Below are 16,545 nucleotides of genomic sequence, written 5' to 3' on the forward strand. Positions count from 1 at the left end.
GCCGGACGGCCATGAATTCGTCTGCACGGTCCGTTGCGTCCACTGCGGAGCACATCGCGAAATGTCTTCGCTCGAGCAGACCTAATCCCAGCCATTCGCAGCGGAGGCGGGGCAAGGTTCTCTGCCCGTGGAGCAACACGCGCCTCAGCGCCCGTCAGATTCGGGAGGCATCCGGGCGGACCGTGAAGAAGCCCGTGGCGCCCACCAGCATGGCCACCATCCCGCGCACTCCTCAGAAGCCGGCCCGCTCCGCGAGCAAGACGGTGGCCAAGGCCTCGTCCTAGAAGACGAAAGAACCGCAGACTCCGCCGCAGCGTCGCGGACAGGCCGTTTCCTCGACGCGCTCGGCGAAGAACTCCTCCGTCGCCGACCGTGGCGCCGCGACGCGGGAAAGATCCCGCGAGCGCAGGTACTTCACCTCCGAGTACGGCGACATCGGCGACGACCGCTTCCGCGAGCGGGGCGAACTCAATGCGGACTCGGTCAGTGTGTCCGCCCGGTTGGGGCCGTCCCAGGGAACGGGCCGTCGTCGCTGACCGGCCTCAGAGCTCTGGCGCCGAGTAGGGCGACGGTCCGTGTCTCATCGCGTGTCTGCTCGCGGGGCTCGCCCTGGTCCCGGCCGGCCGGCGAAGGCCTGGACGATGTCGAGCCAGGCGCCGGCGTCGGGGCCCTCCGCGACGAGGCTCCCGTCCTGGCGGTGCCGCCGCCGGGTGGCAAGCAGGACGAAGTCCAGGGCCGGGCCGTGGATGCGCTGAGTTGCCTCGGCCGGTCCCCAGGTCCAGGTCTCGTCCTCGTGAGTGAGTTCGACGCGGAACGGCTCGGCCGGCGGGTCCAGCCGGCGTTGCCGAAAGGCGTAGTCGCGGGCTGCCACGCCCAGGTGGGCGACGTGCCGCAGCCGGTGCGAGGCGACCGGGGGAACCTCGAGCGCGTCGCGGACGTCCTGGCCGTGGGCGAAGGTCTCCATGATCCGGGCGCTGGCCATCATGGGTGCCCCCATGGGCGGGCCGATCCATTGGATGCGCTCACCCTCCGGCACGGCGGCGAGCCGCTCGAGCACGCGGCGCCGACTCTCCTGCCAGGACGTCAGGATCTCGGCCGGGGACCGTGCGGCACCCTCCTGGGCGCCGCGGTCGACGACGTCGGCCTCCGCCCGGAACCGCTCCCGCAGCTGCGCGAAGACCTTCGGCTCTTCCAGGGCGGTCAGCACGGTCCGCTCCGTCCAGGTGAGGTGGGCGATCTGGTGGCGGATCGTCCACCCCTCCGCCGAGGTGGGGAGGTTCCAGTCCTCGGCGGAAAGGGGGCGAAGCAGCTCTTCGAGCAGGTCCCCCTCCTGGCGCAGGTCGGCGAGCAGGGCAGCGGGGTCGGGGCGGGTCATCGGCTCATCACGGTGCGCAACTCCTTCTTGAGGATCTTGCCGGCCGCGTTGCGGGGCAGGTCGTCCAGGAACTCTATGTGGGTGGGCACCTTGTAGGCGGCCAGGCGCTCGCGGCAGCAGGTACGCAGCTCTTCGGCGGTCGTGGTGGAGCGCCCGCTCAGCACCACGAACGCCCTGCCGGTCTCGCCCCACCGCTCGTGCAGCACCCCGACCACGGAGGCCAGCACGACCTCGGGGTGCTGGTAGAGGACGCTCTCGACCTCGGCGGGGTACACGTTCTCCCCGCCGGAGATGTACATGTCCTTCCAGCGGTCGACGATGTGGAAGATCCCGTCCTCGTCGACCTGGGCGGCGTCACCGGTTGTGAACCAGCCCTCGGGCGTGATGGCCTGGGCGGTCCCTTCCGGCTTGTTCCAGTACCCCTGCATGAGCAGGGGGCCGCGCACCCACAGCTCGCCGATCCGGCCGGCGGGCAGCTCCGAGCCGTCGAGGTCGCGGACGCTGCACTGGGCGTGGACCACCGGCACGCTGATGGCCGAGGTGCTGTCGCTGCCGCGCGGGGGCATGGTCAGGACGGTGGACCCGGCCTCGGTGGCGCCGGAGTCGGCCATGACGGTCACGCCCTTGGCCGCCCGCTGGTCCACGAGAGTCCGGGGGAGGGGCGAGCCGCCGACGGCGGCGACAAAGGGCCGCAGCCGCGCCTCCGTCACGGATCAATCCGTGGTTGCAGAACCCCTAAATGACACGACTAAAAGGCTGGTCGGCGAGTCAAGGAAAGTCAGGACAGTCCCACGCAGTGACAAGCGCGACGGATGTAGAACCGAGTGATGTGCCAGTGCCAGTCCGCAACTCCGTCAGTTAGTCATCGTATTCGTAAGATGACGGCCGATGTACCCGATGTAGATCTTGCCGGTGTTCGTGTAGTCATCGTGGTAGTGCATACGGGGACTCAGCATCCCGATCGAGGCGAGTTTGAAGTGTGCCTTCATCGCGATGACCTGTTCGGACGAGACCTCCGCCGGGACTGGGAAGATCCTTTCGCCGCCGAACTGCTTCATAGTGACTGCGGTCTCGTTCGCGCCGTGCTTGCCGGCGCTGATCCCGTCGTAGCCTTCGGGCCGGTTCTTCAGGAATTGGTCCACGCCATTGTCCCAGTTGCCATCGTTGCGCGCCCGGACGTACTCGCGGAGTGCAATGCAGGCTTCCCATGCGCTTCGCACGGCCAGCTGAAGGGTGTCCGCGTCGTCGACGACACGTGCTTTATTCCGATCACCTGTGAAAACCAGGACGTCCTGGTCTCTCCCCAGCCGATCAATGAGTTCCACGCACGACGCGGGATAGGTTTCCAGAGTGTCCTCAGGCGCCTCGCCGAAGGCTGTCTCGTAGTCGGACATCTCCGCGAACCGGTCCCGCAACCAGCGGACCGTCCGACGGGACTTCTCCAGATCGTCCTGTAGCTCGGCACGCTCTAGTTGCTGATCCTCGAGCGCGCGCACCGCATCGCGTCGAAAGTCCTCGAGTTCTTCGATCCGATCGAGCTGCTCCTTGATGCGCAGGCTAGCCGCCTGTAACGCCCCGCTGCGAAGGCTTTCGGGAGACGGCGCGGTGTGGCCGGGATGGATCGCCTGCTCCAGGGCGACGCGGGTGATGGATGTGATGCCCAGGACCAAACGGACGAGATCGAGCTGCGCCTCCGCCGCAGCGACGGCAGGAGGTTCGGTACAATCTGTGTCGATGTCCTCGAGGTCCAGCGCCTGGGGCTTCGCGTCCGTCGGTGCGGCGCTGATGACGGCTGGCGACGGGACGACCTCTGTGCGGTCGCGGTCAGAGGGGGTGGGTTCCCCGAAAGCCGCGAGCAGTGCACGAGTCTCCGCGCGGGCGAAGGCTCGTTTCGCGCGGATGACTTCTGTCGGATCCAGGCGAGTGGCCGCATGACGGCGGGCGGTGTTCGCCAGGAGTTGCCGGAGCCGCCAGTCCTTCTCGTTGGCGAGGGTGGCCGTCGTCAAATACCGGTGGCGGCGGGAGTCCACGATCTGAGCCGGCGCCACTCCCGGGTAGTACGTCCGCAACATCCATGGGCCAACGGCGTGGTAGCCCAGTCGATCGCTGAGCATCTGGGTGGCGCGTGGTGTAAGGACGATCGACTGCGCCATGCCGAACACCTCACGGGTCCACGTGGACACCCGCTTCCGGAAAGCCTCGTAAAGGTCCGGCTCGTCACCGGTCCCCGCGACGAACACGAGCCCGTGCCGGTCCTGGTCTTCGAGCAGCTCCACGAGCCGGTCGACCTCGTTGATGTCCCACTGCTTGACCTCGTCAAGGAGCTGCATCGAGGCGTCGCGCACATCGAGGGCCTGCATGAGATACCGGGCCAGTTTGGGAACGGCGACGAAGTACCCCTCGGAATTCGTGACGGTCAGGTCGATCCATCCGGCGGAGGACGCCACCACCTCGGTGCACCACGTGCCTTGGGGTGTCTCCGATTCGACGAGCCGGCACCGGACGTAGTCGTCATGACCCCGGGTGTGCTCGACGACCGACGCCCGGACCCCCCTCGCCATGAATTCGACACGGTTCGTGCTGTCGAAGTCGATGCCCTTGTCGCGCAACCACGTCACGAACTGGTCTTGGACAGTGGGAAGGGTCAGCTGGGGCGTCTCGGTGCGCATGAACGCGCGGTAGTCGCGCGGTCCAAGTGCATCTGGATCTTCGGTCTCCACCACTTGTGACATCGTGTCCCTGTTCTGTCAGCGGCGTGTGCATCTCGCCTGGGTGCTGGGGTCCGTCGCCCCTCCGCGGCGTGAACCTAATGTCTTGGCATCTTATGACCGGAGGGCGACATCTTTCGGCGCACGCGGCCATGCGCCGAACTGGATCTTTGGAGCCCCACGAGCGGGCACTCTCGCCGGTTGATCAGACTGGTGTGGGTGGTGCTGAGGAATTTTGTGGCGGGCATCGCCGGTGGTGCCCTGGTCACGATCAGGTCAATGCTGCGCCAGCACAGCACAACGGCGCTGAACGGTTAGTGCGCATGGCGCGCCGTGAAGTCGCTGGTCTCCCTTTGGGCGAGTTCTTCGACAGCTGGGGGCGGGCTGTCTCTGGCAGAGTGGGGACAGGTTTCGCTCGCGCCGGACCTCAGCACGCGAATCGGCGGCCGGCGGCCGTCCCATTCGCGAGCGGTTGCTTTCGTTGGCCGTCCATCTGTCGTGAGCTTGCGCAGCCGAGCTAGGCCGTTTATGCCCGCCGACACGGTCCTAGCTCGAAACATGCGAGTCTACGAGAAGTCCCGAGGGGTCCCATTGACGTCTGCCCCGACACGAGGTAGGGGCAGGGGCCGACATCACCAGACGTCCGACCGCAGCGGATAGGCTTCGTATCGTCCGATAATAAAAAGCTGATGGAAGTGGGGTTGTGACACCATGGTGGGTGCCTATGACGCAGACCCGGTATTTCAGGCGAACCCTGCGCACCTGGATTACTTGCTTCAAAAGATTCATAATGGGGCGCTCGCCATTCCGGATTTTCAGCGAGACTTTACGTGGGAGCCGAAGCGAACAGCTACGCTGCTTCGTTCAATGATGTCCCGGTTCCCCGCCGGCACGTTTCTCTTTTGGGCAGTTGGACCTGAGAATCAGAAGTTCGGTTGGCGCGCTGTTGAGGGCGCACCCTCCCGCACAACACACCCGCAGGAACTCATATTGGATGGCCAGCAAAGGCTGACCTCCCTCTATCGAGCGTTGAATGGTGTAGGGGAGGAGCGCTTCTATCTGAAAATTCGCGAATTTGTTGATCTTCCGTCAGAATCAAATCTTGAGGGTCAGCTTTTTGACCAGTCAGATGTTGAGTTCGAGAACGCGGTCTTTTGGCATCCAGTGGAGTCAAAAGAGGCCAAGGCATTGGAGTCCCGAGGCGCGCGCATCAAAGAGCATGTTTTTGCCGTGGATGAACATCGAGATTTTGATGACTGGCTCGACGAATACGCGGCCCACTACGCTTCCAGTATGGACGAGAAGTCCACTAAAAAGCTGCTAAGGCAATTCCGTGAGCGTTACCTAACGCCGCTCCGCTCGTATGGGTTTCCAGTGGTTACGCTTCCGAGTCACACCAAAATAGAGGCAGTTGCAACCGTCTTCGAGACCTTGAATAACACCGGGAAGCCGCTTGGGCCTTTTGAGTTGCTTACGGCTAGGTTCTACCCTGAAGATGTCTTTCTTCGAGACCTATGGGATCAGGCGGTTGCAGACCATGAAATTCTCGAGGACTTTTCGATCGATGCTTATAGTGTGCTCCAAGCGATCACACTAAGAGCTCGTAATTCCGCGCAACGGAGCGACGTATTGCGTAAGTTGGAGGCGAGCGATGTTCAAGCCAACTGGGAGCCAGTTGTACGAGGATTTGCACGCGTTCTGGACCTGCTTCAAGCCGAGTGCGGCGTTGTGGCGCCGAAGCTGCTCCCTTATACCATGCTCCTCGTTCCAATGGCGGCAGTGTGGGATGATATCGCAAAAGTCAAGGGTCCCGAACAAGTAAATGTTCTGAACCGACTCAAGCAGTTTTTTTGGTGCACTGTATTTTCAACTAATTATGATCAAGGTGCAAATAGCCAAGCAGGCGCTGATTACGCCAAACTCAAGTACTGGCTGTTTGACTCGTCGCAGGATGCACCCGAGGCGGTTTCGGAATTTTCCCTCGCGGAATCTTCTCTTCGGACCGCAACAACGAGGCGGAAGGCCCTCAATGCCGGAATGCTTGCTCTTGCTGTGACGACCGGTGCGCGTGATTTCCACAACGGTATGAAGCTAACTGCTGAAAGAGTCAAGGCTGATAAAATCGACTCCCATCACATTTTTCCTAAAGCTTTCCTCAATGGCAAATCTGACGAGAAGGGTCGTCGATTTAATTCTGAGCTAGTGCTCAACCGCGTTCTTATCGATCCGGTCACAAACAAAACCATAGGAGCGAAGGCGCCAAGCATCTATTTTCAGGCCCTGCGAGAAACCTTGGGTGAAAAAGAACTGGTTGAGATTCTCCGATCGCACCTCATGGATGCTGACGATGAGGATGATCCATTGCGTAAGGATAACTACGAGGAATTCATTGATCGACGACTTGACGACGTCATCATGGCCATCGAAAGCGTTACTGGGAAAGGAGTCACTAGAGAATTCGACGAGTAGCTTGCTTACGAGGGAGCTGAGGGTTGGCACGCGAGATATGGCAGGAAACAGGCAGTAGGCGCTGGAACGAGTCGATCCAACGGGCGCAGTCCGGGAAAAGGGGACCGTTGTCTTTAATTGTTGGCAATTCGACACGGCGTGGAAGCGGACGCAGCCAGTGAAGAACGCCCAGGAGGCACATTGACCCAGATTTTCGACAACCTACAGGACAAGACCCGTCTGGGGTGGAGGTTGCAGGAGGTCTTCGAGGCGTACAGCTCCATGGATGTGGCAGTGGGGTACTTCAACCTGCGGGGCTGGGAGATGCTGGACGCCGAGGTCCGCGCGAAGATGACCGCCGGCGCCGAGTTTCCCGTCGCTCGAGTGCTGATCGGAATGGTCATGCCTGGGGAGCACCGGCAAGCTCTGGAGGCCCTCCAGCGGGCGGTGGACGGTTCCGAGGAGGCCGAGGCCGATCGTCCTCGCGCCAGGGAGCGGCGAAACGAACTGGTGAACCATCTCCGGGAGCAGCTCATGCACGGGATGCCGACTCAAAAGGACCGAGAGGCCCTTCAGTCCCTGCACGAGTTCGTCCAGCTGGGAGCTGTGGAGCTCAAGGTGTTCACCCGTCGTCCCCTCCATGGCAAGACGTACATCTTCCACCGGGAGGACGTCTCGGCCCCGCACATCGGCTTCGTGGGTTCGTCGAACCTGACCTTTCCAGGACTGATGAGCAACCTCGAGCTCAACACGGACGTTGTTGAGCAGCACGCAGCAGAGCAGCTTGCCCGGTGGTTCCAGGAGCGCTGGGTGGACCGATGGTCGCTGTCAATCCAGGATGAACTGCTGGAGCTGCTGGAGGAGTCCTGGGCGTCTCCTTTGATACGTTCCCCGTATGAGGTGTACCTGAAGGTCTGCCACGACCTGTCCCGGGATGTGCGGGAGGGGTTGGACGGGTATGTGCTCACCGGCCCCATCGCCGGCCAGTTGCTGGAGTACCAGGCCACCGCGGTGAAGACCCTGGCCCGCCGGGTGATGGCCCATCGCGGCACGATGCTGGGCGATGTGGTGGGTTTGGGCAAGACGCTGACGGCCATCGCGGTCGCCCAGGTGCTGCGCGATGAGCACGGGTACCAGCCGCTGGTGGTCTGCCCGAAGAACCTTCAGTCGATGTGGGAGCGCCACATGGAGGCCTACGACCTACACGGGCGCGTGGTGCCCTACTCCATGGTTCACCGGGACCTGCCGGAACTGCGTCGCTACCCGTTCGTGATCGTGGACGAGTCCCACACGCTGCGCAACGAGAACACTCGTACGTACAACGCCGTGCATGAGTACATCAGCGTCAACGATTCCAAGGTGCTGCTGTTGACGGCCACTCCGTACAACCTGCGGTTCACGGATGTAGCCAACCAGCTGGGGCTGTACATCGATGAGGACGAAGACCTGGGCATCGCCCCGGTGAACGCCTTGGCGGAGAACCCGCACCTGGCGGAGAACCTCGAGTTCGGCCAGACCACCCTGGCCGCATTCCGAAAGTCCGAACACCCCGAGGACTGGAAGCGGCTGATGGGGGAGAACCTGGTGCGCCGCACCCGGTCCTTCATCCGCGACAACTACGCCGAAACGGACGAGGCGGGGCGGCAGTACCTGACTTTCTCCAACGGGGAACGCTTCACCTTCCCCGACCGCCGGGCGATCCCGGTGGACCACGAGTTCACCGAGGACGATCCGGCGGCGAAGATGGTCGCCGACACCACCTTGGATGCGATCCAGGAGCTGCGGCTGCCGCGCTACGACCTGGCCGCCTACCTGGCACCCTCAGCGGCAGGGCTGATGAATGACGACGAACGATCCCTGGTGGAGGACCTGCAACGTTCCCGCGGGCAGGTGGCCGGGTTCGTGCGCACCAACTTCTACAAGCGCCTGTCCTCCTGCGGGCACTCCTTCATCCTCTCGCTGCAGCGCCACCTGTCCCGCAACCGGTTGTTTCTCCACGCCATCGATGAGGACCTGCCGCTACCGGCCGGCACGATCGACGCCAACGTCCTCCAAGGGGATACGGACGCCGAAGTGGAGGACGAGAGCACCACGTCCTTGCGCCTGGGCGGGCAGCTGACCGAACCGGCCCAGGACTACGCCCTGCTCGAGGAAAAGGCTCCGGCCTCGGTGCGATGGATCCGCCCGCAGCTGTTCACCTCCCATCTGCGCCGTGACTTGGTGGCGGATTCTGAGGCCATCGAGGGATTGCTGAGCGACTACGGGGCGTGGAGCCCGGAGGGGGACTCGAAGCTGGCGGGCCTCTTGCGTCTGGTGCAGCAGGAGCACCCGGGGGAGAAGGTGCTGGTCTTCACCGAGTACAAGGACACCGCCGACTATGTCGCCGCGGCCCTCCAGGAGCTCGGGGTGGAGCAGGTGGATGTGGCCACCGGTGAGGTGGAAGACCCGACGGCGTTGGCCCGCCGGTTCTCCCCGAAATCGAACTCCAGGCTGATCGCCACCGATGAGCCCCTGACCCCGCAGGACGAGCTGCGGGTGCTGGTGGCCACCGATGTGCTCTCGGAAGGCCAGAACCTCCAGGACGCCCATGTGGTCGTCAACTACGACCTGCCCTGGGCGATCATCAAGCTCATCCAGCGCGCCGGCCGTGTGGACCGGGTGGGTCAGGAAGCCGAGGAGGTGCTGATCTACACAATCAGCCACGGCAGCGTAGAAGACGTGCTGAACCTGCGCACCCGCATCCAACACCGCCTGGCCGAGAACGCCAGCGCCTTCGGCTCCGACGAACGGTTCTTTGGCACCGAGGGGGAAGTGCGGGTCATCAAGGACCTCTACGACGGCACCCTGGCCGACGCCGAAGCCCAGGAAGACGTCGACGCCTCCTCCCTGGCCTTCGAGGTCTGGCGCAAAGCCACCCAGGACGACCCGGCCCTGGCCGAGTGCATCGCCGGGCTACCGGACATGATCGACGCCACCCGCACCCCCCGGCTTCAGGAACAGGAGGGAGTGGCCTGCTATGTACGCACCGACTCCGGCAACGAAGGCTTCGCCTACGCCCACCCCAACGGGACCACCCGCCTGCTCACCGGCCACGAAGCCCTGCGGGCCTTTGAGGCCGCCCCTGGCCAACCCGGCCTGGAACGCCGAGGCGATCACGACGAGCTGGTCGAGGCCATGGTCCGGGGCCCGCTGAAGGAATCCGAGAACACCGCCGGGCGGCTGCGCGGGGAACGCAAGATCATCTGGCAACGTCTCGGCGAGACCCTGCACAACTACGACCCGGTCACCGACAAAGCCGTCTCCGCCATCTACGAGGCCCCGCTGACGGTCACCGCCACTCATCGGTTGCGCCAAGCACGGCGTGCCGGCGCCACGGATGAGAACTTGCTGGCCCTGATTCGCAGGCTGCACCAGGACAACGACCTCACCATCAGTACCAAAACCGGGACCGATCCCATCCGGATCGTCTCCACCATGGGAGTCAGCGCATGAGCACCATCCTCGACCTCGTCGACGGTCACGAGTTCACAAAGCTCTTCGTCGAAGAACTCGGCTGGGACCGCCCCGACACCCACAAGACCTGGACCCCACCCACCGCAGGGGAGGACTACACCCTCACCCAGGTCGCCTCCTTCAGCGGCCTGCGCGTTTGGCACTGCCCGAAACTCCCCTCCCGGTCCGTGCAGCGCGGCATCGACAATGAATTGAGCAAGGCCAACGCCGAACGCCTGGTCATCTTCTCCGACGGAACCCACCAGGAATGGCGCTGGCCCCGCCACCGCCAGCTCGGCGGGGTTAACGCCAAACTCATGGTCCACCCCCACACCGTGGGCGAACCCGACCAGAACCTCGAGAGCCGGCTCAAGGCCATAGAGCTGGGCATCGATGACGACGTCACCCTCACCCAACTGCTGACCCGGATGCGGGTGGCCTTCGATGTCGAGTCCGAGACCGCCTCTCAGCAGGCTGCCCGCCTGATGGGAACCCTCTACGAACACCTCAACACCGCCGGGATGGAACCTACCCAAGCCACCCTGCTGCTGAGCCGGCTGCTATTCCTGTTTTTCGGCGACGACACCGGCATGTGGCGCCCCAACGCTTTTCGCGACTGGATCGCAGAGTACGTCACTGCTGATGAGGTCAGCACTAAGCTGGGCGAGCTGTTCGGTGTCCTCGACGATCCGCAGGCCGACAATGGGACTGCCAACGCCAAACCTTGGACACTCGACGAGCAGTATGAGGGCTTCCGCTACGTCAACGGCAGCCTCTTCGCCGAAACCCTGAGCATCCCCCCGCTGGACGCCACGTTCCGGGGCGAGCTCCTGGAGGCGTGCAAATTCGACTGGTCCGTGATCTCCCCTGCGGTCTTTGGGTCCATGTTCCAGACCGTCAAGGACGCCAAGGCCCGGCGCGAACTCGGCGAGCATTACACCACCGAAACCAACATTCAGCGTCTCATCCGTCCCCTTTTCCTCGACGAGCTGGAGGAACGTCTTGACCGCGCCTGGGACAACAAAGCTGAGCTCACCAAGCTTCACAACCACCTCGGCGACCTACGCTTTATGGACCCCGCCTGCGGCTGCGGCAACTTCCTCGTCGTCACCTACCGCGAACTCCGGGCCCTCGAGCTACGCCTGCTCAAGCGCCGCGAGGAACTCGACGTCCTCGACAGTCGCAGAAGCGGCCAGAACCGCGCGCAGTCCGCGATTCATCTTGAAGGTGCCACCGAAGTTAAAGTCAGCCTCGACCACTTTTACGGTATTGAGCTGGAAGACTGGCCAGCCCGCATCGCACAAACCGCCATGCTTTTGGTGGATCACCAAGCTAATCAAACCATGGCCGAGGAGTTCGGCACCGCTCCCGCTAAACTCCCCATCAAGGTCAGCGCCGCTATTATGCAGGGCAATGCTCTAAAAACTGAGTGGAAGGATCTGTTACCCTCCTCAGGTAATGTATTTATCTTTGGTAACCCACCCTTCTTGGGCCACGCCACACGCAATGACGAACAGGCGGGGGACCTTCGCCACGTCTGGAGACGCAAGGACATTGGTCGGCTCGACTACGTCACTGGCTGGTATGCCAAGGTTTTGGACTACTTTCGTGACGTTAATGGTGGACGTTGGGCTTTTGTCTCAACGAACTCCATCGTCCAAGGTGAGCCGGTTCCAGCCCTGTTTGGCCCAGTCTTTGCAGCGGGATGGCGTATTCGTTTCGCCCACCGTACCTTCGCATGGGCCTCTGAAGCACCGAGTGCTGCCGCTGTTCACTGCGTGATTATAGGCTTCGACAAGAATATTAAATCATTTGGCCGCCTGTTTTCCTATTTAGACCTACGAGGTGTGCCAGATGAGCAACCCGCCAAGTTCATTAACGGGTATCTCGTCGATGGCCCCAACGTCCTGGTAGAGCAACGACGTGCGCCACTGGCACCCGGTCTGCCGCCTGCCACCTTCGGCAACATGCCCCGTGACGGGGGGCATCTTGTGGTCGCCCCGGAGGAGTACGAGGAAGTAGTTAGGGATCCCGTAGCTTCTGAGTACTTGCGCCTGTTTATCGGCGCCCGCGAACTCGTGCGCGCAGAAGAGCGCTGGTGTTTGTGGCTCGTCGATCTCGATCCCGCCGACGTCAAACGATCCCCCGTTCTGCGCGAACGGCTGGAGTCTGTGCGAACGTTCCGTATGGCCAGCACTGCGGCCTCCACGCGGACCATGGCAATGACTCCGCACCTGTTCGGCCAAAGATCTCAGCCTGACACGGACTATGTTTGTCTTCCCAGGGTGGTCAGTGAACGACGACCGTACTTTACCGTTGCGCATCTGCCGGCCACCACCATCGTCAGCGACGCGGTGTTCAAGGCGGAAGACCCGGATGGGTATTTATTTGCCGTGGCTTCATCGTCCATGTTCCTCACTTGGCAGAAAACCGTAGGAGGTCGACTTAAGTCAGACATCCGATTTTCTAACACTTTGGTGTGGAACAACCTGCCGTTGCCAGCAGTGGAGAAGGCTATTCGCCAAGAAATTATTGAAGCCGGGCGTGGAGTCCTCGCGGCTCGAGATTTCCATCCGGAATACTCGCTTGCGGAGCACTATAAGTTGCATGGCATGGATCCTCAGCTAAAAGAGGCCCATGATGAACTCGACGCCGTCGTGGACCGGGCTTTCGGGGCCAAGAGAACCTGCACGAGCGAGAAACAGCGGCAGGAGGTTCTCTTCGCCCGATACGCCGAAATGACCGCTCACTAGGGGAGTTCAAATATTGAGCGCTTGACAGCTTTCTCGGCCATGGGTGAAGGGCCCTTCCGGGTGAGCGGATCATAGAACAGGGCGGTGCCGACGTCTGGTTGGTCAGGGCTCGACGGGGGCGTCATCGCTAGTCGGGTTCTCCTGATAAGCGACGGCGTTCATGTCCTCCGCCGCCTCTACCCACTCAGTGTCCTGGGCCGGTGTCGAGGGCTTGGTGCGGTTGCCGGTAATGACGGTGCCCTCGTGGGTGAGGTCGACGCAGAGCATGCTGTCCTCGATGAAGGGTTTCCATCGCCGGGTGGCGGTGGTGTCGATGCCGTAGTGCTGAGTGAAGGCGGTGGCCGAGACGATGGCCTGCCCGGAGCCGCGCTTAGAACCGTGGCGCACCGCGTAGGCGTGCGGAGAGGAGTCATCGGTGGCACGCAGGGCCATGACCTGCCGGTCGCGGTCGAAGAGCAGTTCCACCGTTTCGGCGTTGTTTACGAGGTCGTGGGCCGCTTTGTTCAGCGATATCACGCCGCGCTTCTGAATGGTGATACTCGGCGCCTTGACCAGCGGAGTCATCCTCTTGTCGAACACCTCGAACGGCATGATTACTCCTGTAGTCAGTGGATGCGGGGCATAATATGCATCGTATTCATTGCATTGTATGCCTGTGCACTCACGGCGCCTATGCATCGAGACGTCTTGGAAGGCAAGGAATGCGAGACGTCTCGTCCGAAGAGTTTGCGCCCGCATGCTTCCGCGGATCTTAGTGTCTCGCATCCTTATGCTTTATTCGTGGCCCGAGAATCGGATACTCAATGTCAATTGTGAGACGGATGAGGTGGGCATGGGAAAGCTGATCAGGTATGCCCATGGCCACTGCCACGACCATCGACGCTTGCGTGGCGGAGGGGCGCACGGACAAACGATAAGAAGCTAACTTTCAGAACCCGGCGACATGGTCGTGCTGTAAAAAGTCTTCGTTGACTATGAACCCACTAGTTCCTTCAGCTCGTTCAGGTGCCGCTTCTCCAGTTGGCGGATCCGCTCTCGCGTGACGCCGATCTCCTTGCCGATGGCGTCGAGCGTCCACTCGACGTCGTCCACGAAGCCGTAGCGCAGAGCGAGGATCCTAGCGCCGCGCTCCGGCAGGGTGTCGAGCAGTCCTTCGGCGTACGATCGCTGCTCAGCGGACAGATACATCGTCTCGGGCGACTCCACCCAGCCGTGGGACAGCATCGACTCCAGCTGCTCCCACTCCTGCTGACCGACGTCACGCAGACCGTCCAGACTGACGACGTCCTTGACATGCATACGGAGCAGATCGGCCTGATCGAGGGTGATGTCGAACATCGTCACGAGCTGGTGGCGGGAGGGCCACCTGCCGTGCTCCTGACGGTAGGCCGCGACGCTCTTGCGCGTGGTGGTCATCAACTCGTAGAAGTGGACGGGAATCCTGATGGCCCGTCCGAGGTCGGCGAGGCTGCGGGTGATCGCCTGCCTGACCCACCAAGTCGCATAGGTCGAGAGTCGGAAACCCTGCTTCCAGTCGAACTTGTCGACGGCTCTCATGAGGCCGATGTTGCCCTCCTGAATCAGGTCCAGGAATTCCAGGCCCCGGCCGAGGTAGCGCTTGGCGATGCTCACGACCAGCCGCAGATTCGCGGTGATCATTCGCTCACGAGCGCTCCGCCCGATGCGCACCATGGCGCGCAGCTCGACGTAGCTCGCGGTGCACTGCAGCGGTTCTCCGGCGAGGATCTGCTCGGCGGCCAGGCCCGCCTCGATGTCGAGGGCCAGCTCCCGTTCCTCCTCCTCGGTAAGCAGCGGCTCCCTGCCGATCTCCTTGAGGTACTGGCGGACCGGGTCCTCGGACTGGGCGGTCGGCCGGCCTCCCGGCGGAACCACCTGAACGGTGAGCCCTTCGACGCCGCCTACGGAAAGGCCTCCGCCGGGAGAAGCGTCGTCGTTGACGCCGTCAGGGGCCCGGACCGGGAAGAAGGGTCCTTCCCACGGCGGCCGCGCCGGCGGCGTTCCCCAGAGGTCCTCCGGGCGGTAGAGCAGGAAGTCGATAAGGTCGGCGAGCTCGGTGCCGAGGTCGAAGAAGCCGATCTCCCGAGCATGCTGCATGGCCCGGTCCAGGCTGTGATCGCCCTGCACATCCGGGTCCTCCACGGTGCCCTTGGCGTAGAGGACCGCAAGACGGCCGTGCCGGCCGTCCTGCTTCAGGCGCACCACGCGGCCCAAGCGCTGGATGAACTGCCGCTCCGAGCGGTGCGAGGCCATGATGACGGCGAAGTCGGCCTCGGGTACGTCGATGCCCTCGTCGAGCACCCGCGGGGCGGTCACCACCTTGTAGCGGCCCGCGGCAAAGTCCTTCAGTACCAGCCGGCGTTCGAGGGCGGGCACATCGGCGTGCACCATCCCCGTCGTGATGTCCTTGCCGATGAGCGCGTCCCTGGACGCCTCGGAGGACTCCTGGGTCTGGGTGAAGACGAGGGAGCCGCCGGACCGTCGGAACACGCTGACCAGTGCGGCCACGGCCTTCGTCTTGGTCTCGGTGCCCGAGAGGATCTTCAACCGGGCTGCCAGGGCCTTGACGTACTTCTTGGCCAGGAAGTGGATCGGCGCGGTGGCCTCCTGTCCGGCCAGCTCCGTGACTTTGGCGAGGAACGCCGCGTAGGGCTGCTCCGGCACGGTGGGATAGCCCAGCAGCGACTGGCGCGTCTCCACCATGACGGAGGTGAGCTCCTTGTACTGGGCCATCTCGTCGGGACGCAGGTCCACACCCACCATGGCGATGTCGAACGGCGCGATGACCCCGTCGTCCAGCGCGCGGTCGTACCAGAGCTCGTAGATGACGCCGCCGAAGTACGGGTCCAGGACGGTGCTCTGCGCCCCGTCGGCGCGCTCGTAGGTGGCGGTGAGGCCGAGCCGGTGGACGAACCGCTCGGAGAGGGCCGACTGAAACAGAGGCGCGGCGTAGCGGTGGCACTCGTCGGCGATCACCACGCCCTGGCGGTGGCTGCTCAAGACCTCCTGCCGGGCGGCGGAGTGCACCACGGCGACGATGACGTCCACCTGCGCGAACGACGACGTCGAGCCGCCGCCCAGCGCGCCCACCGACGCCGACGGCAGGTGCCGCTTGAGGGCGCCCAGCCACTGGCGCTGCAGCTCGATCGTCGGCACCAGGATCAGCGCGTTCTGCCCGATCCTCAAGGCTTCGTGCACCGCGACGAGGCCGAGTACGGTTTTGCCGGCGCCAGTGATCGCTTGCACGACTCCGCGTCGGCCGGCGGCGTGCCAGGCGTCGAGCGCCTCGACCTGCCACGTGTACAGGAACGGGTAGTCCTGCGCAGCCGACGGGGCGTCGTTGACCTGCCGGACCGGCGGATCGATCTTCAGGAGCACGGGAACCTCACAATGGACAGTGGCAGTTGTTTCCTTGTAAAAGTAACTGTGCGGTAGGACACCCTAAATCAGCGAGTCGACTTCCTTACCAGTTCGTAATGTCCTAACGGCGCAACAGAGCGACCATGCGGTTGCTCGCGGCGAAATGCGTGCTGGCGGCGGTGACGAGACGAGTGCCGCCTCGGAGACCGAGATACTTTGCGTGTCCGTCGGGGATGGCCTGCCGCACGGCGTGCTTGGGCAGGACGTTGACATCGGCGACCTCCGTCGAGACCTTGACGTCGACGAACGCCCATACCCAGTTTTCCAGCTGTGCGTCCCGTTCGAATGGCGGAAAACGCGTGGTCGTCTGTCAGTCACCGCGCGTCCGGGT

Annotated in this window: 8 protein-coding genes; 3 read left to right on the plus strand and 5 right to left on the minus strand. The window is 63.2% G+C overall.

Annotated elements, in window-relative coordinates:
• Window positions 1–580: 580 nt before the first annotated feature.
• From ACWCOM_RS03830 to ACWCOM_RS03840, 3 genes are all read right to left on the minus strand, one after another.
• Window positions 581–1,375, minus strand: a complete 795-nt coding sequence (locus ACWCOM_RS03830) for a TIGR03084 family metal-binding protein (RefSeq protein WP_454547412.1) — start codon at window positions 1,373–1,375, stop codon at window positions 581–583.
• Window positions 1,372–2,085: an AMP-binding enzyme gene (locus ACWCOM_RS03835; RefSeq protein WP_454547413.1), complete on the minus strand. Its 714-nt coding sequence runs from the start codon at window positions 2,083–2,085 to the stop codon at window positions 1,372–1,374. Before ACWCOM_RS03835 ends, ACWCOM_RS03830 begins: the two co-directional genes overlap by 4 nt.
• Window positions 2,086–2,229: 144 nt before the next feature.
• The gene (locus ACWCOM_RS03840; RefSeq protein WP_454547414.1) at window positions 2,230–4,098 is read right to left on the minus strand and encodes a hypothetical protein; all 1,869 of its coding nucleotides are present in this window, start codon (window positions 4,096–4,098) and stop codon (window positions 2,230–2,232) included.
• Window positions 4,099–4,794: 696 nt separating this feature from the next.
• On the opposite strand from ACWCOM_RS03840, the gene ACWCOM_RS03845 reads away from it, so the two are divergent.
• From ACWCOM_RS03845 to ACWCOM_RS03855, 3 genes are all read left to right on the plus strand, one after another.
• Entirely contained in the window at window positions 4,795–6,552 is a 1,758-nt protein-coding gene (locus ACWCOM_RS03845) for a GmrSD restriction endonuclease domain-containing protein (RefSeq protein WP_454547415.1), read from the plus strand.
• 180 nt (window positions 6,553–6,732) lie between these two features.
• Window positions 6,733–10,023, plus strand: a complete 3,291-nt coding sequence (locus ACWCOM_RS03850; RefSeq protein WP_454547416.1) for a helicase-related protein — start codon at window positions 6,733–6,735, stop codon at window positions 10,021–10,023.
• On the plus strand, window positions 10,020–12,776 hold the full coding sequence (locus ACWCOM_RS03855) for a class I SAM-dependent DNA methyltransferase (RefSeq protein ID WP_454547417.1): 2,757 nt from the start codon (window positions 10,020–10,022) through the stop codon (window positions 12,774–12,776). The genes ACWCOM_RS03850 and ACWCOM_RS03855 overlap by 4 nt, the downstream gene beginning before the upstream one ends.
• A 102-nt stretch (window positions 12,777–12,878) precedes the next feature.
• Here ACWCOM_RS03855 and ACWCOM_RS03860 read toward each other — a convergent pair whose 3' ends face one another.
• Together ACWCOM_RS03860 and ACWCOM_RS03865 are read right to left on the minus strand one after the other, a co-directional pair.
• Entirely contained in the window at window positions 12,879–13,367 is a 489-nt protein-coding gene (locus ACWCOM_RS03860; protein ID WP_454547418.1) for a hypothetical protein, read from the minus strand.
• A gap of 381 nt (window positions 13,368–13,748) precedes the next feature.
• Complete coding sequence (locus tag ACWCOM_RS03865; protein WP_454547419.1) at window positions 13,749–16,172, minus strand: sigma-70 family RNA polymerase sigma factor; 2,424 nt, start codon at window positions 16,170–16,172, stop codon at window positions 13,749–13,751.
• Window positions 16,173–16,545: the final 373 nt, after the last annotated feature.

This window comes from Kocuria sp. KH4, from assembly GCF_053711175.1.

Coding starts and splice junctions, on each gene's coding strand:
- ACWCOM_RS03830 (WP_454547412.1), bottom strand. CDS start 1,375: ATGACCCGCCCCGACCCCGCTGCCCTGCTCGCCGACCTGCGCCAGGAG.
- ACWCOM_RS03845 (WP_454547415.1), top strand. CDS start 4,795: ATGGTGGGTGCCTATGACGCAGACCCGGTATTTCAGGCGAACCCTGCG.
- ACWCOM_RS03855 (WP_454547417.1), top strand. CDS start 10,020: ATGAGCACCATCCTCGACCTCGTCGACGGTCACGAGTTCACAAAGCTC.
- ACWCOM_RS03860 (WP_454547418.1), bottom strand. CDS start 13,367: ATGCCGTTCGAGGTGTTCGACAAGAGGATGACTCCGCTGGTCAAGGCG.